The organism is Chryseobacterium camelliae (assembly GCF_002770595.1).
GTDB classification, from domain to species: Bacteria; Bacteroidota; Bacteroidia; order Flavobacteriales; family Weeksellaceae; genus Chryseobacterium; species Chryseobacterium camelliae.
Genome location: NZ_CP022986.1, coordinates 1,112,669 through 1,132,932 on the forward strand (window position 1 = coordinate 1,112,669; position 20,264 = coordinate 1,132,932).

Sequence of the window (20,264 nt, forward strand, 5' to 3'; positions counted from 1 at the left end):
CAGTTGAACTAAAAACATTCCATGCAGTTCGTCTTTTGAATAAAAATAATTTCCCATAGGAATTACACCGTAAACTAAAACCATAGCATTATAGTTTTTATTAAATAACTTAAATGGTGCGTAATATTTTATATAATTTGAATAATGAAGATTAGAATTACAGCATTTATTTTTTTTCTTGGTTTTTTATCATTTTATAATGCCCAGAGTATAACCGGTAAGATTTCTGATGATCACCAAATCGCAACACCATATGCGGAGATCATTTTAAAAAAAGACAAAATAACAAAAAGCGCTATCAGCGATGAAAATGGGAACTTTACAGTACAACTTCCTGAGAATGGAATGTATCAACTGAATATTCTACTCGATGGAAATGTAGTTTATTCTGAAAACCTAAATGTAGACAGTAACATTGATAAGACCTTTACTGTAAAAAAAATGTACGCAGGTCAAATTCAGGAAGTAAAATTAACGGCACGGAAGAAGGTCATTGAGCGAAAAGTTGACAGAATGATCTTTAATGTGGAAAACTCTATAGCCTCTCAAGGTATGAGTACATTAGATGCCCTGCGAAATACGCCTCTAGTCAGAATACAAAATGACAATATATCTATTGTAGGTAAAAATGGAGTTAGTATCATGATTAACGATAAAATTGTCAACCTTTCAGGAACAGAACTGATCAACTTCATACAGTCATTACGGTCTGATAATGTTTCTAAAATAGAAGTTATTACTACCCCACCCTCAAAATATGAAGCACAGGGGAACAGTGGTATTATCAATATAGTGCTTAAAAAAAACACCAATCTTGGCTGGAGCGGGAATTTCTCTACGAGTTATGTCCGAAGGTCCGAGAACGGATACTCTAATAATGCAACGTTGAATTACCAGAATCAGAAATTAAACTCATCCTTGAAACTGAGGCAGTATGATAACAGGAAACGTTCATCAGAAGTAAACTCTATTGAAAGTTTCAATTCTTTATTCAGCGATGACCAAAGACTGGATATGAATAAAGGAATAGGAATCAATATAAGTACAGAATATCTGCTTTCTGATAGATCGAAAGTTGGTTTTATCTATGATTTTGGAGATGGAGATCAAAATATGGACATCAGAAACATTTCTGAATATAAAACCTCAGCCAAAACCGATTCTTTGCTATCTACGTATGCTGAGCACAGGCAGAAATCAAAGACGCATATGATGAACCTGTATTATGATTATAAAATCGACAGTTTAGGCAGGAAACTATCCTTCAATGTGAATTACTTTGCTAATGACCCTACAAACGAAATAAATTTTGTAACAACCAATATGACCAGCCAGCTTAGTGAAAGGTACAGAAGTTTCAACGGCACAAAATATAAAGTTTGGTCAGCACAAAGTGATCTGACGCTCCCGCTTCAATGGGCTACAGTAGAGACCGGTTTAAAATTATCTATTTTTGATAATAAATCAGACCTTAGATATTATAAAATAGATGATGTACCCATCATTCTGCCTGGGGGAACCAATCTTTTTAATTATTATGAGTCTAATTATGCCGCTTATTTCAGTGCTGAAAAGAAAATTTCAGATCAGTGGACAGCAAAAGCAGGTTTGCGTTATGAATATTCAGTTATTGATGGAGAAAGTCCATTAACTGCAGAACATGAAAAATACAAGTACGGCCAGTTATTCCCTACAGCTTACGTAGCTTATAAGCCGAATAACGATAATGTTTTCACAATAAGTTATTCACGACGGATCAACAGACCTTTTTTCAGAGCATTAAATCCTAACAGATGGTATACAAATCCCTATACTTTTGCCAAAGGAAACCCTTTATTAAGACCTTCCTATAATAATAACATTGATTTCGGTTATTCATTTAAAAGTAAACTAAACCTATCATTATATTATCAACGTACAAGCAATGCGTTTTCACAATTGGTAACATATGTCAACACCATAAAAACGATAGATTATGCTAATATGTACAATGAAAACAATATTGGTATAGATGCAAGCTATTATGACACTTTCTTTAAAATATGGGAAGTTAATGTAACAGCAAATGCCTATCACACAAAAAGCGTCAATACCATCCCTCAGATTGTCGGCCAGAAATCTTTTAATTTTTATTACAGTATAAATAATACGGTTTCTATCGGCTCGTCTAAAAATGTTCAGTTATTTATGAACTACAGCCAGATGCTGCCAGGTACATTTGGAAATTACAGATCTGACGGCTATTCCATGCTTAATATCGGTGGCAAGTTGTCACTTATGGATAAAAAAATGCAAATCAATGTTTTTGTTGAAGATGTATTTAAAAAGGCTATATCTCAAGGACAATCGGTTTATACAGATTTTATCATGAAAAACAGAAATTATTATGATTTGAGAAGCTTTAACATCAGTGTTAATTATTCATTCGGAAACAGTAAAGTAAAGGGTGCTAACAGAAATATAAACTTTGATGAGAAAAACAGAGCAAAATAATATTGGGGAAATTTTACCTGAATTAGAAAGAGTTGTCAATCTCATTACTAATACTGAAGTTGATTACGAAATTCTGCACGAATATGATGCTTCTCAGATATATGTTGAACTATCAAGAGGTGAAGCCCGGGAAAATCTGACAGAAGATAAGGAACTTTTCGAAAAGTATTTTGAAATTTCCACAGCGATTAATAATCTGGCCGGGCTGATTAATTCTGGGAAAAACCTGGATGATATACGCCAGCAGCTCGATTATTTTAGTACTGAGATCAATACAATTACGAATAATGAGGATGGATTAAAAAAATATGTCCAGCAATGGCAGTTCTCAGTAGAAGCTCTTTACTATTACAGAACAGGCGATTTTGAGAAAGCTATTTCATTAACATATCAGGCAATAGAGATTATTGATGAACTGATTACAGAGTATAAAATCTATTCGTTTATTTTCAGATTGGTATTGCAGTATTCTAACCTTTCCAATGTTTATTTTAAAATTAATGATTTTGATACGGCTCTTACATACCGAGAAGAAATTCTGAATTATTTGTTCAGAGGATCCTGTACTCTACCGGCAAGATCATTTAAAAATGATGACCTGTGGAATGAAATGGCATTTATACGGGAATATAATGCAATTTATTTTTTCAAAACGACTGTTGATAGACTTAATACCTTAAAAAAGAAAGATATGACCAATTATGCCCGGTTATTCAAAAGAACAATTGATCCTATGGGTGATATTGAAGTTATGACACTGGAGCGGTATTATATCTCAACCTGGATCAGAATAGAATCAGAGTTTATCAAACAAAACTACGATACTTTTTTACACTTAGTAGAAGACTTTTTTGAAGGGGGTATCAATAGCTTTTTTAAATTTCTGGTTGTCTACATACTGGAAAGTATTGAGATAATAAGCGGAGATATCGATCTGAATCCACAAGGTTTACTTAAAGCAAAATTGAAATATCAAACCATAAATGAAGATTTGTTTCATGAGAAACAATTATAAATACTTCTAAAGAAAAAACGCGCGTTAGGGGGAAATCTCGAAAACCCTTTAAAAGAGTAGAGATCACAATTTAAATTTTATTAACATGAAAAAGAGATCCTTTAGTCCTTTAAAATTGGACAAGAAAACAATTGCAAAATTAAACGACGAACAACTGAAAACTCTTAAAGGAGGTAACAGAGGAGTTGACGGTATTTCACAACCTGGAACAACTGTAAATACATCTGGATGCACAAGTAATTCTTGTAACTAGTATGTAAATCCATTGAGGGGAGAAAGAATAATCTTCTCCCCCTTTTTTAAATAACTCATCTAATGCTAAGACCATCCGATTAAATCTTGAAAACCCTTTAAAAGAGTAGAGATCACAATTTAAATTTTACTAATATGAAAAAGAGATCCTTTAGTCCTTTAAAATTGGACAAGAAAACAATTGCAAAATTAAACGACGAACAACTGAAAACTCTTAAAGGAGGTACCAGAGAAGTTGAAAGTGTTTCACAACCTGGAACATCTGCAAGAACATCTAATTGTGTACATCATTCTTGTATCTAATATGTAAATCCATTGAGGGGAGAAAGAGTGATCTTCTCCCCCTTTTTTAAATAACTCATCTAATGCTAAGACCATCCGATTTCTACTTATTCCGATCACCGGCATTTTCACATGAAGATTTATGTGAACTTAATGCAGCCATATACAATAAGGACATCCATGCATTAAAGAAAATCTATTCTGACACCTATTTTTTAAATGCCTTATTTTTTGCTTCCAAGGAATTCTATCATACGGTAAAAAACTGGTTGATAACGACCTCTGAGTTCAGTGATAAAGACAGAATATTGATTAGCTTATATAAATACTATAACAGAATCTGCATAAGAAGCACACCATACGGGCTCTTTGCCGGCTTCTCACTGGGCGATATTTCTGAAGAGGCATCAAAATTTAACAGAAATCCTGAAAAACCTTTTCAGGTATATGTAAGACCTGATATGTCTCGGGTAGAAGACCTTATTCAAAAAGCAAATTCTGTCTCTTACTTAGAAAAAATAACATTTTCCACAAATAATACATTGTATCGTGTAGCTGATAAATTAAGATATATTGAATCAGATGCAAATAAAAACTACAAAATCACACAGGTTCAAAACAATGACTTCCTTGCTAACCTGCTCAACTTTACTGAAAACGGACAATACTTATCAGATATAAAGGAATATATCCGCTCTCTTCTTCCCGATGCTGAAGAAGATGAAATAGATTCCTATATTACAGAGCTCCGGTCATCCCAGGTTATAACAGCTCAATTGCCCCCTTTTATCACCAGCAATTTCGATCTTCTGGAGACGCTCGAAAAAAATTTGTCTGATCATGATGAGATTCTTGGTGAGTTAAAAAATATTGCTGAAGCATGTGATGAAATTAAAAGTACATTAGAAGATCAAAAACCCATAGATAAGTCTAACTATTTTAACAGTCAGCATAGTGCGTCAGATCAGGACTTCCAAGTTGACCTTACATTAGACATTCCCCAAAATAAGATCAATAACAGAGTGACTCAGACACTTTTGAAATCTGTCAATGAAATTGTACAACTTCCCAATGCACCCCATCACACCAGAATAACTGAATTTAAAGACAATTTTGTTGAACGTTTCGGAACAGAAGAAATAGCACTCATTCATGCACTTGATCCACAGCTTGGCGTTGGTTATGACCTTCAGGTAAGCGGAAATATTGAAGAAGTACCATTAATTGATCATATAGACTTTTCTTTGCCTGTAAAGAAAAAATCAACCACCCATAACGAATTGGTTGATTATGTACAGAGAAAATTTCAGTCGAACTTCAACTATTTATATCCTTCACCAATACAGCTGGAAGAAATTGATATCAGGAACAACATTATGGATCATGGCAGGAAACGCTTCTTTTCCGACTATTATATTTTAGGAGAGCTGTCTGCTGAAAATATGGAAGAACTGGATAAAGGAAATTTTAAATTCTACTGTACATCTGCTGTACCAAGACCGTTCATGGCAACGGTTCTATCGCGGTTTGCCTATTACAATAACTCTATCGCAGAAAAGATCCGTACCGAAGTTAATAAAAATACAGACTGCTTAATGGCAGAAGTGGTGCACCAGCCAGATGGGAGAATAGGAAATATCCTTTTACGCCCAAGCTTTTATAAACATGAAATAGCATATTACAGTCAGCATAACCCTGAGAATGTTAATATTTCTATCAATGATTTATATATAAGCGTTAACGGTAACGATATCATATTAAAATCAAAAAGCCAGGGTAAAGTTATTTTGCCAAGGTTATCTTCTTCCCATAATTTCCACATTGCGCAATTGCCGATGTACAGATTCTTGAGTGACCTCCAGTATTATAATATGAATAATGGTTATGAATGGGATTGGGGACATCTTAAAGAAAGCATTTATCTGCCCCGTATTGAGTATAAAAATTTAATTCTTAGTGAAGCGAGGTGGAAATTATTTTTTCACGAAGATTTAACTATTGATGCGTTAAAAACGAAAATCGACGAACTTAAAATCCCCCAATACTTTAAAATTAAAGACAGCGATAATATCCTTTTACTCGATTCTAAAAACACAGTATGCCTGAATATTCTATTTAAAGAGCTAAAAGATAAAAAAAAGGTATCCGTATATGAGGTCATTGAAAATAGCTCTTTTATTCAAAATAACTCAAAACATTATTCCTCTGAAATAATTCTTCCTTTGATACATGATGAGCCTTATTCTGTTAAAAACCCATCAATAAATAATAACCACCAAAGCAAATATAAACGGAGCTTTTTCCCGGGTGAGGAATGGTCATATTTTAAGATCTATTGTTCACATGTAACGTGTGATAACATTATATCAGAGATTTTGCCTAATATAATGGCTACCTTATCAGGTGATCATATAGAATGGTTCTTTTTACGGTATGACGACCCTCATCATCACCTGAGACTACGTATCAAAAACAGTGATTCCAACAGGCTGTTACAATTACTTTTGAGTGAATTGGACTTTTATATCCAAAACAGATTAATTTTCTCAATGACACAAGACACCTACGTCAGGGAAATTGAAAGATATGGTCCTGAAACAATTGAGGATACAGAAAACTTTTTCTTCCATGACAGTATTTGTACAGTACATTTATTACAGCTGATCAATGACTATGATGAAAAGGAAGAAATAAGATATCTTATGGCCCTGCAATCTGTTGACCGTATTCTTGAGGATTTTTCCATGAGTATTTCAGAGCGCAAAAATTTGATGGAAACAATGTTCCACGGTTTTCAGGAAGAATTTGTAGATATTAACGACAGCCGGTTGAAGAAGATGTTTAAGAAGTCTATTGATAAAAAGCTAAGGGATCACAAGAATATAATCAATGATCTTTTGATTAACAAGAAGTATGAAAATGTTTTTGCTGAAGTGCATGAGATTCTGAATGAGAGATCGCAAGCAGTTACAGGTTTAGCAGATGAAATATCCGGAAAGTTTACTCAAAAAGATATTTTAAACTGGTTAAGCAGCTGTATCCATATGAACCTGAACCGAATATTTTTCACCCATGCAAGACTGCACGAAACCATTGTCTATTTCCTTCTTTATAAAACTTATGTAACTCTTGAATATAAATATGAGCACGGACCAAAAAAAGGAAGCATTATATTCGATTAATCAGTATATAAACGAGAATTCAGAGGCTTTTCAGGACTTTTCATTAGACGGAGGAAAATTAGGGCTGGCTATCTATTACTATTTTCGCTATAAAGCTTACGGTGAAGAAGAGTCTCTTGAAACCGCAAGAAATACTGTTGAATCCTGCATCAATGCTCTTGAAGACAGTATTATTAATTATTCCAATAAATATCTGACGGATTCTTTATCCAATTATTTAAGTGGCATAGGGAAGGCATTGCTTTTTATAGAGCATCATTTAGATCCTGAATATGATTTCACCGATATACACTATTCTCTTCAGGAATTACTTATTGAATTAAACATACAAAATTTTGAAAATAAAGATTTTGACATCAGTAGCGGCGCCATGGCTTGCGGCCACTATTTCATCAATCATTTTACTTACAAAAAAGATGATGTAAGCCGCAATCATCTTCTTGAAATTGTCAGTCAGATACAAAAAAGTGCACTGTCCGATGATGCTGGAAAAACCATCTACTGGAACTCTCCTTCTCTTAACGACAAGGTATATATAGGTCTTTCTCACGGCTCTTCCCTCATTATTAATTTCTTAACCAAACTGTTCAGACTGCAGATTTTAGACCCAAAAAACCAGTCAGATACTGATTTACTTAGTAAAGCTGTTGATTTTGTCCGGGATCAAAAAAGAGATTTTAAAACCGGATATTTCCCTACATTTTACCCAAACCATGAAGGCATTATTACCACTCAACTGAGTATGTGTTATGGCGATTTAGGTGTGGCATATGTTTTATATCAATCTTCTCTTGTTCTTTCGTCAGATCAATTAAAATCTATGGCCTTTGAAATTTTATCGTCTTGTGCAAGAAGACCTTTGGACAAGCTGTATACTTTTGATGCAGGACTTACCTACGGTGCTTCGGGACTTTATGTGATTTTTGAAAAATTGATCAGGGAATGCGGAATTGAAGATTTCAGGCACGTTGCCGGTTACTGGGCTGACAGTATACTTCAATTCAGAGACTCACAAAAACAGGAATATGCAGGATTCATCAACAGATTTGATAAAAACATTGATGATAAACCATTCAATATGTCCTTTGGTTGGGGAATTATAGGTGTAGCTATTTCTTTAATGATTAATCTGGATAAAAACTTACCGGTAATAGATGAATTAACGATAATCGGAATCTGATTACATCTATCAGATATCATCTTATCTATGCAAGGTGTAGGGTATACGATTTAGTTTAAAATATATTTTTCACCTAATATTAAAAAACAATTTTTGAATTATTTTTCACCAAAATATAAGTTTTACCCTCAACTTGACCAGATGGATTGCGGGCCGGCGTGTCTTGCGATGATCTGTTCATACTACGGAAAAGATTTCGGATTAAACTATCTTCGGGAAATAAGCTTTATATCCCGTGAAGGCGTCTCACTATTAGGAATAAGCCAGGCTGCACATACGTTAGGTTTTAAAACTACAGCAGCCAAACTGAGTATTACCGATTTAAAGGATGATATTCTGCCTTGTATTATTCACTGGAATCAAAATCATTTTGTAATTCTGTATGGAATATCAGAAACACTTTTCAGTAAAAAAAAGATATATCGGATTATTGACCCGGGCCATGGATTCATTTCACTATCGAAGGACAAATTTGAAAAATCATGGACTTCTGATCAGGATAAAGGAGTCGCTTTATTTCTTGAACCAACTGAAATTTTCTTTTTGCAGGAGCCAGTTAAGGAAGAAAAACTGACCGTAAAATATCTGCTTAATTATCTGAAGCCACACAGAGGCCAGATGCTGAAGCTATTTTTGCTCTTACTCCTGAGTACTGCGACCACACTATTCTTTCCGTTATTAACACAAAAACTCATTGATGATGGAGTTGGAAAAAAGAATATCTCAATGATTTCCTATATACTCTTTGCTCAATTAGGTTTTTTTCTGGGAAATATAATATTCAATATTTTCAGCAATTGGATCATGCTTATCGTAGGAACAAAAATAAACATCCAAATTATTTCTGAGTTTCTTAAAAAACTTCTCCGCCTCCCTATAAAATTCTTTGATACTAAGATGATGGGCGATTTTAACCAACGGATCCAGGACCATGAACGAATAGAAAGCTTTCTTACTTCCCAGAGTCTTTTAACTGTATTTTCGATGATTACATTTTCAGTATTCTTCGGTGTGTTATGGTATTATGATTTCAGGATACTGCTGGTTTATTTAGGCTTAACCGGTATTTCAATCATCTGGTCATTGTACTGGATGAGGAAAAGAAATATCTTGGATTATTTTAGGTTTCAGAGAAGAAGCGAGAACCAGGAATCTATCTATGAGATTATTAACGGAGTCTCTGAAATGAAACTCAACCAATTTGAGGAATTTAAAAGAAAAGAATGGGAAAATATTCAGCAAAAACTTCTTCAAATTAATATCCGGATCTTAAAACTGGATCAGATGCAACTCTCCGGATTTGAATTCATTAACCAGCTAAAAAATATCGTCGTAACCTTTTTAACAGCTTATCTGGTCGTCAATGAAAAAATGACCCTAGGTGCCCTGCTAAGTGTTTCTTACATTATCGGACAGATGAATAATCCTGTAAATCAACTGATAACTTTTTTCAGATCCCTACAGGATGCAAAGCTAAGTCTCATAAGGCTCAATGAAGTACAGAACCATCCTGAAGAGGAAGCAGGAAGTTTAGTCGCTGTTAATATAGGCAGCACCTCAGAGAATAGAGAAAACAAAGGGATTAGCCTTAAAAATGTCTCATTTCAATATGAAGGTCCAAAATCTCCGTACATTCTAAATAATATCAATATAATAATCCCGAAAGGCAAGGTTACGGCGATCGTTGGGTCCAGTGGAAGCGGTAAAACTTCTTTAATGAAACTCCTGCTGAGATTTTATAATCCTACCCATGGTAAGATCTGTTTTAACGGAAGTGATATCTTAACACTATCCCCTAAGAGCATCAGGGAAAACTGTGGTGTAGTAATGCAGGATGGATATATTTTTTCAGATACCATTGAGCGTAATATTGCTACTGAAGATGGTGATATAGATAAAAAAAGACTCGAGCATGCTGTAAAAGTTGCTAATCTCGAATCCTTCATCCATAGCCTTCCATTAGGATACAACACCAAAATTGGAACTTCCGGAAATGGAATTTCAGGAGGTCAAAAGCAACGTATATTAATTGCAAGAGCGATTTATAAAAATCCTCATTTCATTTTTTTTGATGAAGCTACCTCAGCCCTGGATGCAAAAAACGAAAAAGTCATACATGACAATCTTCAGCTTTTTTTTAAAGGTAAAACAGTTTTAATAATAGCCCATCGACTCAGTACGGTTAAAAATGCAGATCAAATAATTGTTTTAAAAGATGGGCAGGTCGTTGAAACAGGCAATCATCATGAACTGGTTGATCAAAAAAATGAATATTATAATCTTGTAAAAAATCAGCTGGAGCTAGGAAGTTAATATTACGAATTGATCACTAATCTGATAAGGTATTAAAATAAAATTCCGGAAATTTTTTAAATGATTTCCTTGTAGCTATCTTGAACAGGATATCTGTACACATTCCGGCAACAATCCATGATGCGACAGGTAATTGAGGAGGCGGAAGAAGTTCCGGTTCGTTTTTGTAATCGTTAATTATCTTTTCAAGCCATTCGCAGGGACTGTTCCAGAATCTCAGGTAGTCAGATACATATTCAACCATTTTCAATTCATTAAAATTCTGTGTAAGAGTCAAACTTTCCAATCCTAAGCTATCCGGAGTAATAACAGTAACCAATCCTCCCCATCCCAGATTATAGGGATGCAATACATCAATACCTTTTTCCTGGCATAACTTATCCAATTTAAGAGGTATCCCTGTAGTAAAATCCAGAGCATTTACAGCAATTTTCTGTCCGTCCAGCATTTCTTCCAGATTATCCTCAGAGATAAAATCATTTTTATATCTGACATCAGCATTAGGATTTATCGATTTTAGTCTGTGATAGAGGGATTCGGCTTTATAGCGCGAAATATCATGATGTATGTAATTTTGCCTGTTAAGATTGGAGGCTTCAACACGGTCGCCATCCACAACGGTTATGTTTTCAAAACCAAATCTTAATGCACATTCCGCTATGTTACTGCCAATGCCACTTCCGGCCAATATAATGGGAATTTTTTTTATTGCTTCCTGTTCATCCCTACTAACATACAGCCTGTTTCTAGAATATATTTCCACTTTTTTTATCTCAAAAATAAATATAATGACCTACTGACACCCTATACTGACGTGAAAAAGTTTAAAATAACTTTGTTTGCAAGATATTTCTAAAAGTTAAGTATCCCACAATTATAAAATTCCGTAATTTACAGGTGCATAAATTAAGGTGAACCTATGGATATTTTCCCTGTATTAACCACCGAACGACTGATCCTGAGGCAATTCCGGGAAGATGACATTGAAGAAGTATACCGGGGCCTTTCTCATCAAGAGGTCATTAAATATTATGGAGTGCAGTATGACAGCTTGTCTGCAACCCAGGAGCAGATGGACTGGTTTAAGCAGATTGAAGAGGATGAAAAAGGAATCTGGTGGGCCGTCTGCAACCGCCATGACCATACCTTTCTCGGAGCGATAGGATTTAATGACTGGAGCAAGGACAACCGGAAAGTTGAAACCGGGTACTGGCTGTTACCTGAAAACTGGGGCAAAGGGATTATTACGGAAGCCGGCCACACCGCATGCCGCTTTGCTTTCGACTCCATGTCAGTTCATCGCATTGAAGCAGTGGTGGAAACGGAAAACCTGGGCAGCAGGAAGGTCATGAAATCCCTTGGCTTTGAATACGAAGGGACCATGAGGGACTGTGAGATTAAAAACGGCAGATGGATCAGCCTGGAAATGTATGCTAAGCTAAACAGCCGGTAATAGAGTTCCGGCGATTGCTATATATTGAGCATACATACATTGTTGTCAGATAAGCAATCTAAAATCAGACTATGAATGACTACGAAAACCCACCAGCAGGTTTTACTGACTTTGCAGGATCCCTTTCTTATCTGGAACACGAAGTAAAGGACATACTTGCCTCAAAACTGTATGAAAAACGATACAGGAAGGGCGAACTCATTCTGGAAACAGGGATGGTGTGCAACCGGATCTATTTTATAGACAGCGGACTGGTCAAAACTTTTTTTTATACGGATACCCGTGAATTCATCATGCGGTTTTTCCCTGAAGGAAATATGTTCACAGTCCTCGACAGTTTTGTAATTCAGAAACCATCTGGGTTTTCGGTCATGGCACTTGAAGATACGGTGGTCACCTGCCTTAACCATGATGACCTGGAAATTCTCTGCACGCGCTACCATTCTGCAGAAACATTTTACAGGAAACTCCTTTCACTGGCAGCTGTGAATATGATGGACAGGATGGGCGGCATGCTGGAGGAAAAAGCGTATACCGCTTACCATACATTCCTGAAAGAAAACGGACCGCTTTTACAGCGGATCAGCCTTGCGGATCTTGCTTCTTACCTGGGCATTACACAGGTATCCTTAAGCAGGATCCGCGCTATGAAGTAGCTTTTTATCATTTGATAAATGCAGGACGGTAGAACTGCGGTACCTTCGGTACAAATCAAAACATTATGAAAAAGCCTTTATCATCCGCTCAGAAATTAAGCCTTTTAGCCGCAAGTATTTTCACGATTGTTGCTCCCGTTATGGGCTACTTATCCATTGGGCTGGCGCCTGTTATCATTGTTGGAGGCTCAGCATTAATCGGTCTTTTCTGCTGGTATTTTACCTATCTGAGAAAGCCTTTTGAGCCCAATATTATCCTCCCTCTGTTTATCCTTACTGTTGCCGGGCTTCAGATTCATATTGTTGAAGAGTACCTTATGGGCTTTGCACCGGCGATGAGCCGGCTGTTTGGAATTCCGTGGAGTGAGAAAAGTTTCCTGATGGTCTTTGCCCTTATAGGACCGGTAATTTATACGCTAACCTCGCTCGGGCTCTATTACAAGGTTCCCATCGCCGGATTTATAGCCTGGTTCATATTCATCGGCCCCGGTGTGGCAGAGTTTACCCATTTTATTTTCCCGCTGATCACCCCGGATCTGCTTCCGCACGATCCGCACCCCATAACCGCATCTATTGACGGAGCTACCATCCGGGAAATGCCTAATTTTTATTTCAGAACTACCGGGCACTACTATTTTCCGGGTATGTGGACAGCAGTTCTTCCTATGATCCCGGGCTGTCTGGCTATTTACCGCTTGCTGATCAGGAGAAGGAATGATTTAAATCAACAGGGATCGGCTCTCCTTTAAGATTTGTTTTCGTACTTTTAATTATTCAAGATCATCAATCACGATTTAATGAAAATAATATCCGTCAAAAAAAATCCTGAATATAAAGACCAGGCCATCCGATACTTTCAGGACAGCTGGTCCGAAGTGCCTCCTGTCATTTATGAAGACTGCATTTCCCATTGTCTTACTACAGAACAGGCATTACCTCAATGGTACCTGTTAGAGAAAGATGATGAAATCATCGGATGTGCCGGGCTCATCACCAATGATTTTATCAGCCGGATGGACCTGTATCCCTGGCTGTGTGCTATGTTTATTGATGAAAAGCACAGAGGTAACGGTTACGGGAAACGGTTTATCGAACAGGCAAAAAAAGATGCAAAAGAATCAGGTTTTGCCTTCCTGAATCTCTGTACGGATCATACAGGGTATTATGAGAAATATGGGTTCAGCTATATCGGACAGGGGTATCATCCATGGGGCAAAGAATCACGGATTTACCAGATCAGCGTGTGAGTTCAGCAACAGGTGTTATTAATAAAACGGAGCCTAATGGATGAAAGAATCATTGATCGAATCAGGCAGACTGAACATGGCTTTAAACACATCATAGAAGCCGGGGACCAGATTTTAACTGATCAGGATCTACAGCATGTAGACCTTGCCATACAATATCTTGCTGATGGCAGCTATCAGGTGAGAATGCTGGCTGCATACCTGTTGGGGCAGCTTTCCCCAACCCGTCCGGAAGCGCTCTCTATCCTTGAAACCCGGGTGGCAGATGACCCGAACTGGCGGGTGCAGGAAATGCTGGCTAAAGCTTTTGACTATTACTGCAAGACCAAAGGATATGAGGAAAGCCTTCCTGTTATAAAAAAATGGCTCTCAGATCCTCATCCCAATATTAAAAGAGCGGTTACGGAAGGGCTCCGGATCTGGACGGGCCGTCCCTACTTTAAAGATCATCCGTCCGAAGCTATTGCACTTATCAGTGCAAATAAGGCAGATGGCAGCGAATACCTCAGGAAATCGGTTGGAAATGCCCTGCGTGACATCAGCAAAAAGCATCCGGAAGAAGTATCCGATGAATTGGCCACCTGGAATTTAACCGATAAAAAAACGGCATTTACCTATAAACTGGCGAAAGGAAAATAAATTATTTTTGATACGATCAGCCCTTATGATCCTGATTATATGTCAAACGTCATCTTCCCAGATTATATGGGCAATTTTCCACCCACCGGTCTCTTTCATCAGGTGGAAAAACTTATGACCGCTTCCTTCAAAGTATACTCCGTTCAGCCATCCTTTTTTTTCATATTTTGAATAATGCTGTGCGATGTTCCCTATAATCCGGGTTTCACCATCTGTTTCAAATTCACTGAACTGCTGTAATGTTCCGTCTGTCAATATTTTTTTCCTGGGTTCAATAAAGGATTCCTGTCCGTACAGGTCTGTCTGATAACCGGATTTCCGGATGATGCCGACAGATTCCGTGCACAGCTCATCTATTGCTCTGAAATCAGGCTCCTTCAACGTATTGTCAAACAGATTAAAAAATGAACGTATGATTTTTCCGATCCGGATTTCATCTGCACTTAAAGCATACTGTACCAGTGTTTTTCCGTCTGATTCTATCCTGCCTTCATAGATGAACTTCAGCTTTTCCAGAAGGTTTACAGACCTGTGGTTGACTTCTGTGGTGATGGCCAGTATTTTATCTTTCAGTATTTCATCAGGAAGCACTTCCAGTATAGCTCTGGTCGCTTCGGAAGAGTATCCGGATCCGGTATATTGCGGCAGGAAAGCAAATCCTATGTCATAATGTTCGAGATAGTCCCTTTTTACGAGGGTGATGATTCCTGCCGGCTGATGATCTTCCTTCAGTTTCACGATCCAGTACTTGATATGAGAACTGACTGTAATTTTTTCAATATAAGCTATAGCATCTTCTGGTGTGCGTATATTTCTGTCACCGATAAATTCCAGCCAGCCGGGGGAATTGACTAGTTCAAAAATAAAGGCGTGGTCGTTCGCCTGGAGTTCATTCAGGATCAGCCTGTCCGTCATAATTTCTTTTGTGGTAAACATAAGGATGTATTATATGTATTTTTTATCAGCCATTCTGATGCTGGAGGATATTGATGAGTTTCCCGAACGGATCCCTCACATAGAACCGCCGCACATTCCAGGGTTCATCCGCAGGTCCGTACTCCACGGAAAATCCGGATTCTTTCATACGATGATAAACCGCATCCACGTCATTGACTTCCACAGACAAATCGGGAACTTCCGTTCCGGAGCCCCCTTCTGTAGCAAAGCTCACCTGTATGTCCATCTTTTCATCATTGCCGTAAGTGGTAATCCAGCCGTGGTCCATCAAGACTTCCAGCCCGAGGATTTTACCATAAAAAAGTTCAGCGGCAACCGTATCGGGTGTAGGTATATTGGCAACGATTCTTTTTACGTATATGGCTTTCATCTCACCTAAAAATTAATGGGTTTATTTAACGAATGTAGTGAATTACCACAACATAGAAAATACAAAGCAGCTGTGATATAAACTACACATTCCCTTTATATCTGCTTATCACTATGCTCATTTCTAAAACATGATCATCATCCTACGATTCCCAGCCGGCTTGCGGCCATCATCAGCTCAGCAACATTTTTTACCCCGAATTTCTGGATCAGGTTCCTGCGGTGGGTATCGATGGTGAGCGGACTGAGGAAAAGCTCTTCACCAATGATCTGGCTTGTTTTTCCTTCTGCAAGCATCGCCAGGATCTGTTTTTCACGGCGGGTGAGTTTCGGAGGGCCTTCAGAAGCATTTTTTGATGGACGGCTGATAATTTCAATCACTTCCCTGCTGTAGCATATATTTCCTTTTACCGCTTCATCAATGCATTTCCTGAGCTCCGGAAGGGAACTGTTCTTCAGAAGGTAGCCGCTGGCACCGTTCTGTATGGTCTGTAAAATAATGCTCCGCTCTGTGTGGTTGCTGAGGATGAGGATAAGGGTACTTTCGGATATTTCCTTGATCATCAGGCAAAGATCCATCCCGTTAATATCCGGAAGGGAAATATCCAGCAAAACCATGTCGGTGCGGTGGGTCCGCATATAGCTGAGCAGTTCACGGCCTTTGCAGAACCCTTCTACAATGTCAATATTGTCTTCATGGGAAAGGAGGTTTCTGAGGCCTTCAATCACGATAGGATGATCATCAACGATCACAGTGCGTAATTTATCCATCTGTCGTAGTACTAAGTTCAATATTAATGGTAGTTCCTTCGCCCGGTGCCGAGAGGATTTCCATATCGCCTTTCAGATAGGCGATCCGGTTGTTCAGGTTATCCAGCCCCATTCCTTTTTTGTTCCTGACCGCTTCCTGATCAAAGCCGGACCCGTCATCCTCAAAGGTGATAAAAATGGAAGACCCGTTCTGGCTGCACTGCATCAGGATATGGGCAGCTCCGGAATGCCGGATGGAATTGGAAATCAGCTCCTGGATGATTCGGTAAACATTCAGCTGTACCGTAAGGGGAATATCTTTCCGGATCCCGAATGATTCGCAGGAAATCTCCAGTCCGTCCCGCATATAAAACTCACAAAGGTCTTTCAGTGCCGTTTCCAGCCCGAATTTCAGAAGGGTATCCGGGACCATGTTCCGGGCAATACGACGCAGTTCGCTGACGGCCTCGTCAAGCTGGCCAACGGTCCTCCGGAAGCTTTGATCTTCCCAGACATCAGACTGGTCTTCCGCCCATGAGGAAAGATTGATCCTGACTCCCGCTAACATTCCCCCAAGGCCGTCATGAAGATCCCTGGCGATACGCTCACGTTCCAGTTCTTCTCCATCCAGCATGGCTTTGGCTACTTTCAGCTGTTGCTTCTGTTCCATTTCACCCAGCTGCTGCTGGTAATTGATTTCTTTCTGTTCAGCCAGCTTACGTTTATTACGGGCATTAAGGATGGCAAACCCTAATACCGCAAAAAGCAGGAGGCAGCCAATGCCTAAGATACCGGTGTACAGCCGTTCATTTTTGGTATTTAAAGCCGCCTGACGGTTCTGGGCCTGCAATGCGGCAATTTTCTGGCGGCTCTGGGCTGAACGGTATTTGGTTTCCAGCTCATTGATTTTCAGCTTGCTTTCGCCGCTGTTGATGCTGTCCGTAATATTCCGTTGCAGGTTCAGCCAGCGGTAAGCCGACTGATAATCTTTAAGCTGCTCGTTGGTTTTGGCCAGCTCGCCATAAATCATTGCCTTATCTAGGCTGTTGCGCATCAAAGTCTGGTCCTTTACGATATCCATCAGGATGTTCCGTGCATTTCTAAAATCCTTCTGCTGGCTGTAGATGTTATATTTCCTGAATACCAGCTGCTGACGCATCTGATGCTGATGAAATCTATCTGCAAGAGCAATACCCATGTCCGCACTTTTCAAAGCTTTTTCCAGGGCATTGATTGTGGTATAGTATAGGGTTTCATTGTAATAATAAAGGGTATTGTTCATTGAATCCGGATACGGAAGAAGCAGTTTTCTTGCTTTCTGCAGCAATGTAAGGGCTTTCTCACCCTGTGCGGTGTAACAGTATATGCTTACACCGCTCAGATAGGCGAAGAGCAGGGTGCTTGATGCCGGTGCTGTTTTTTCCAGCAGCTCAACGGCTTTCTGATTATAATCCGATGCTTTGCTGAATTGTGCATTATTCATCAATATCGTAGCCAGCTGAGTGTAAAAATGTCCTTTCATTACGGGATTACCAGCCTTTTCAGCATAAGGGATTGCTTTTCCGATGGTAATTCCGGCAATGAAATCGTACCCTTTTTTATCTTTATTCATCAAGGCATAATTGTACCATGCAGAAGCCAGCTTTGCATAAGCTCTCCTGTCATGGAAGACGGACAATTCCTGTATGGCTTTTTTAAATACCGCAGAAGCTTTTCCGGGATCTGAGCTGAAGTAGTACTGCCCTTCATAAAAAGGAATGACCGCACGGTAATAGGGATATTTCTGTGCCAGCTTTTTACCTGCTACCAGATTGATCCTGCTTTTAGCCGTATCCCTCAGTTTCCAGTACTCTACCAATGCAAAACGGGCATCAGCCTTGATACTGTCCGGCCTGTCTGACCACAAGACTGTCTGAAGGCTATCCAGATACCTGGTTTCATCCAGCGGAATCTGCTGCTGAGCCGTTAACCCTAAAGGAAGCCAAAGTAACATCAGAACCCAATAATAATTTCTCATTGTATCGCATCAAAATTTTAAGAAAGACGAGTGCCTCCCTTTATTCCCGGATGTAAATATGCGGCAAAAATCTTCATGATACTTCATTTTCATTAATTTATACAAAAAACTACTTAAAAATCAGTAGAAAAAAATTACTGTGAAGCCGGTATTTCATATCGGTTTTTCTTGCCCTAGCTTTGTGTTAAACCTCATTAACACGAAAAAATATGAATACACCTGCTTTAAAAGAAAACCTGACGGGACATCGGGTCCGCACTTCATTGCTGCGACTTATTCTGTGCCTTGCCATGTTAGGGATCGGAATGAGTTCCTGCTCAAATGATGACGATACCGGAGGAGATTCGGACGATTATTATTTCCGGGCATCAATCGACGGGAGAAAAGTAAATTTCCATAATGTCAAATTCCAGGGCGGAGGCAATGATAACCGATGGGAGCATATTGTAGTCGGTGGAAATGAAGCCTCTTACCCTACGGATGGCAGCCTGCCCTCCCCGTCTCTTGATTTCGAGATATGGAAAACAGGAGGTAACATTACATCAGGCACCTACACCACTCCGGCAGAGACCGGAATGATTGCACGCTATGCCATCCAAAAAAAAGAAGGGACCCTTATATACAATACGTCCTATGGCGATGATGTATTCAGCGTCAACATCGAAACAATCAGTAAAGACGGTATTAAAGGGACGTTATCAGGAAAAGTAAGGTCTATGGAAGGCTCCGTAATCAATGTCACCGAAGGATCTTTCAACCTCCCTTACGACACCATAATCAATCCTTAAAATAAAATAAAAAAAATATGAAAAACACATTTTTAACTCTGATGATCGCTGCCGGAACGATATCACCGGTGGCTGTTGCTGCCCAATACAAGGAGCCGGAGAAAAAAGACAAACAGGAAATTTTCTATCCGCAGGTTTCATTCGATTCCCTTCAGGCTAAGAAGATGCTTGCAAGAGGAAGTGCAACCATTAAGGGAGTGGCGTTTACCAAGGCAAAAGATAAAAACTGGGGAATAAAAATGGGCAAACGGATCTTAGCCAACCAGATCAGGGTGGTTCTTCTGCCGGTAACCCCTTATTTCAATGCGTGGTACCAGCTCAGGAAAGAAAAAGAAAATACAAGAAAAAGACGTTACGTATACCTTTCCAATGAAGCCTACCGGTACAGGCTGGAAGCGATTACCAACAGCAGCGGTGAATTTACTTTCCCTGAAATGAAGCCTGGAACATATTTCCTCCAGGGGTTCCTGCCGTACACACAAAATGGTTATTACCATGAATATACCGGAGCTGCGTACAACGGCTATAACCGCACCAATTATTATGAGCTGAAGCAGTACAGCGTAAATCATGAAGACCGGATCGAGGCCTTTGTTGAGGTTAAGGAAAACGGTGAAATCGTAAACGTGAAGCTTCACTAACAAACCCAGTATTAAGACCACCAAATCAAT

At 38.7% G+C, this 20,264-nt stretch carries 19 protein-coding genes; 14 read left to right on the plus strand and 5 right to left on the minus strand.

Annotation, left to right across the window (positions count from 1 at the left end; translation table 11 throughout):
- Positions 1-144 precede the first annotated feature (144 nt).
- The 7 genes from CGB83_RS05020 to CGB83_RS05040 all read left to right on the plus strand — a co-directional run bounded on the left by CGB83_RS05020 (position 145) and on the right by CGB83_RS05040 (position 10,717).
- A complete protein-coding gene (locus CGB83_RS05020) occupies positions 145-2,493 on the plus strand; it encodes a TonB-dependent receptor domain-containing protein (RefSeq protein WP_100074819.1) in 2,349 nt (782 codons plus the stop codon).
- The gene (locus CGB83_RS05025; protein WP_100074820.1) at positions 2,471-3,508 is read left to right on the plus strand and encodes a hypothetical protein; all 1,038 of its coding nucleotides are present in this window, start codon (positions 2,471-2,473) and stop codon (positions 3,506-3,508) included. The genes CGB83_RS05020 and CGB83_RS05025 overlap by 23 nt, the downstream gene beginning before the upstream one ends.
- A gap of 85 nt (positions 3,509-3,593) precedes the next feature.
- Complete coding sequence (locus CGB83_RS20720; RefSeq protein ID WP_157761343.1) at positions 3,594-3,761, plus strand: class I lanthipeptide; 168 nt, start codon at positions 3,594-3,596, stop codon at positions 3,759-3,761.
- 134 nt (positions 3,762-3,895) lie between these two features.
- Positions 3,896-4,063 (plus strand): class I lanthipeptide, encoded by a 168-nt coding sequence (locus tag CGB83_RS20725; RefSeq protein ID WP_194294484.1) that lies wholly within the window; start codon positions 3,896-3,898, stop codon positions 4,061-4,063.
- A gap of 62 nt (positions 4,064-4,125) precedes the next feature.
- Entirely contained in the window at positions 4,126-7,224 is a 3,099-nt protein-coding gene (locus tag CGB83_RS05030) for a lantibiotic dehydratase (protein ID WP_100074821.1), read from the plus strand.
- Positions 7,184-8,404 (plus strand): lanthionine synthetase LanC family protein, encoded by a 1,221-nt coding sequence (locus CGB83_RS05035; protein ID WP_100074822.1) that lies wholly within the window; start codon positions 7,184-7,186, stop codon positions 8,402-8,404. Before CGB83_RS05030 ends, CGB83_RS05035 begins: the two co-directional genes overlap by 41 nt.
- 93 nt (positions 8,405-8,497) lie before the next feature.
- A complete protein-coding gene (locus CGB83_RS05040; protein WP_100074823.1) occupies positions 8,498-10,717 on the plus strand; it encodes a peptidase domain-containing ABC transporter in 2,220 nt (739 codons plus the stop codon).
- Positions 10,718-10,733: 16 nt separating this feature from the next.
- On the opposite strand, the gene CGB83_RS05045 is transcribed toward CGB83_RS05040, so the two are convergent.
- Positions 10,734-11,480: a ThiF family adenylyltransferase gene (locus CGB83_RS05045; RefSeq protein WP_100074824.1), complete on the minus strand. Its 747-nt coding sequence runs from the start codon at positions 11,478-11,480 to the stop codon at positions 10,734-10,736.
- 156 nt (positions 11,481-11,636) lie between these two features.
- Here CGB83_RS05045 and CGB83_RS05050 point away from each other — a divergent pair, with 156 nt between their 5' ends.
- The 5 genes from CGB83_RS05050 (at position 11,637) to CGB83_RS05070 (ending at position 14,712) form a co-directional block, all read left to right on the plus strand.
- The gene (locus CGB83_RS05050; RefSeq protein ID WP_100074825.1) at positions 11,637-12,170 is read left to right on the plus strand and encodes a GNAT family N-acetyltransferase; all 534 of its coding nucleotides are present in this window, start codon (positions 11,637-11,639) and stop codon (positions 12,168-12,170) included.
- Between the two features lie 71 nt (positions 12,171-12,241).
- Positions 12,242-12,826, plus strand: coding sequence for a Crp/Fnr family transcriptional regulator (locus tag CGB83_RS05055; protein ID WP_100074826.1), 585 nt, complete (start codon positions 12,242-12,244; stop codon positions 12,824-12,826).
- Positions 12,827-12,891: 65 nt separating this feature from the next.
- Entirely contained in the window at positions 12,892-13,575 is a 684-nt protein-coding gene (locus CGB83_RS05060; protein ID WP_100074827.1) for a hypothetical protein, read from the plus strand.
- 48 nt (positions 13,576-13,623) lie between these two features.
- Entirely contained in the window at positions 13,624-14,073 is a 450-nt protein-coding gene (locus CGB83_RS05065; protein WP_100074828.1) for a GNAT family N-acetyltransferase, read from the plus strand.
- A gap of 36 nt (positions 14,074-14,109) precedes the next feature.
- Positions 14,110-14,712 carry a DNA alkylation repair protein gene (locus CGB83_RS05070; RefSeq protein ID WP_100074829.1) on the plus strand — a complete coding sequence of 201 codons (603 nt, stop codon included), beginning with the start codon at positions 14,110-14,112 and terminating at the stop codon, positions 14,710-14,712.
- A gap of 42 nt (positions 14,713-14,754) precedes the next feature.
- Here the strand turns inward: CGB83_RS05070 and CGB83_RS05075 are convergent, their stop codons facing one another.
- From CGB83_RS05075 to CGB83_RS05090, 4 genes are all read right to left on the minus strand, one after another.
- On the minus strand, positions 14,755-15,648 hold the full coding sequence (locus CGB83_RS05075; protein WP_100074830.1) for a GNAT family N-acetyltransferase: 894 nt from the start codon (positions 15,646-15,648) through the stop codon (positions 14,755-14,757).
- Positions 15,649-15,673: 25 nt separating this feature from the next.
- On the minus strand, positions 15,674-16,039 hold the full coding sequence (locus CGB83_RS05080; protein WP_228420114.1) for a VOC family protein: 366 nt from the start codon (positions 16,037-16,039) through the stop codon (positions 15,674-15,676).
- Positions 16,040-16,176: 137 nt separating this feature from the next.
- Positions 16,177-16,809, minus strand: coding sequence for a response regulator (locus CGB83_RS05085; protein WP_100074831.1), 633 nt, complete (start codon positions 16,807-16,809; stop codon positions 16,177-16,179).
- On the minus strand, positions 16,802-18,805 hold the full coding sequence (locus CGB83_RS05090) for a tetratricopeptide repeat-containing sensor histidine kinase (protein ID WP_100074832.1): 2,004 nt from the start codon (positions 18,803-18,805) through the stop codon (positions 16,802-16,804). The genes CGB83_RS05085 and CGB83_RS05090 overlap by 8 nt, the downstream gene beginning before the upstream one ends.
- 209 nt (positions 18,806-19,014) lie before the next feature.
- Between CGB83_RS05090 and CGB83_RS05095 the strand changes: the two genes are divergently transcribed.
- Positions 19,015-19,593 (plus strand): hypothetical protein, encoded by a 579-nt coding sequence (locus CGB83_RS05095; RefSeq protein WP_100074833.1) that lies wholly within the window; start codon positions 19,015-19,017, stop codon positions 19,591-19,593.
- A gap of 17 nt (positions 19,594-19,610) precedes the next feature.
- Entirely contained in the window at positions 19,611-20,234 is a 624-nt protein-coding gene (locus tag CGB83_RS05100; protein WP_228420116.1) for a carboxypeptidase-like regulatory domain-containing protein, read from the plus strand.
- The last annotated feature ends 30 nt before the right edge of the window (positions 20,235-20,264 follow it).

Coding starts and splice junctions, on each gene's coding strand:
- CGB83_RS05020 (WP_100074819.1), top strand. CDS start 145: ATGAAGATTAGAATTACAGCATTTATTTTTTTTCTTGGTTTTTTATCA.
- CGB83_RS05025 (WP_100074820.1), top strand. CDS start 2,471: ATGAGAAAAACAGAGCAAAATAATATTGGGGAAATTTTACCTGAATTA.
- CGB83_RS20720 (WP_157761343.1), top strand. CDS start 3,594: ATGAAAAAGAGATCCTTTAGTCCTTTAAAATTGGACAAGAAAACAATT.
- CGB83_RS20725 (WP_194294484.1), top strand. CDS start 3,896: ATGAAAAAGAGATCCTTTAGTCCTTTAAAATTGGACAAGAAAACAATT.
- CGB83_RS05030 (WP_100074821.1), top strand. CDS start 4,126: ATGCTAAGACCATCCGATTTCTACTTATTCCGATCACCGGCATTTTCA.
- CGB83_RS05035 (WP_100074822.1), top strand. CDS start 7,184: ATGAGCACGGACCAAAAAAAGGAAGCATTATATTCGATTAATCAGTAT.
- CGB83_RS05050 (WP_100074825.1), top strand. CDS start 11,637: ATGGATATTTTCCCTGTATTAACCACCGAACGACTGATCCTGAGGCAA.
- CGB83_RS05055 (WP_100074826.1), top strand. CDS start 12,242: ATGAATGACTACGAAAACCCACCAGCAGGTTTTACTGACTTTGCAGGA.
- CGB83_RS05060 (WP_100074827.1), top strand. CDS start 12,892: ATGAAAAAGCCTTTATCATCCGCTCAGAAATTAAGCCTTTTAGCCGCA.
- CGB83_RS05065 (WP_100074828.1), top strand. CDS start 13,624: ATGAAAATAATATCCGTCAAAAAAAATCCTGAATATAAAGACCAGGCC.
- CGB83_RS05070 (WP_100074829.1), top strand. CDS start 14,110: ATGGATGAAAGAATCATTGATCGAATCAGGCAGACTGAACATGGCTTT.
- CGB83_RS05075 (WP_100074830.1), bottom strand. CDS start 15,648: ATGTTTACCACAAAAGAAATTATGACGGACAGGCTGATCCTGAATGAA.
- CGB83_RS05080 (WP_228420114.1), bottom strand. CDS start 16,039: ATGAAAGCCATATACGTAAAAAGAATCGTTGCCAATATACCTACACCC.
- CGB83_RS05085 (WP_100074831.1), bottom strand. CDS start 16,809: ATGGATAAATTACGCACTGTGATCGTTGATGATCATCCTATCGTGATT.
- CGB83_RS05090 (WP_100074832.1), bottom strand. CDS start 18,805: ATGAGAAATTATTATTGGGTTCTGATGTTACTTTGGCTTCCTTTAGGG.
- CGB83_RS05095 (WP_100074833.1), top strand. CDS start 19,015: ATGAATACACCTGCTTTAAAAGAAAACCTGACGGGACATCGGGTCCGC.
- CGB83_RS05100 (WP_228420116.1), top strand. CDS start 19,611: ATGAAAAACACATTTTTAACTCTGATGATCGCTGCCGGAACGATATCA.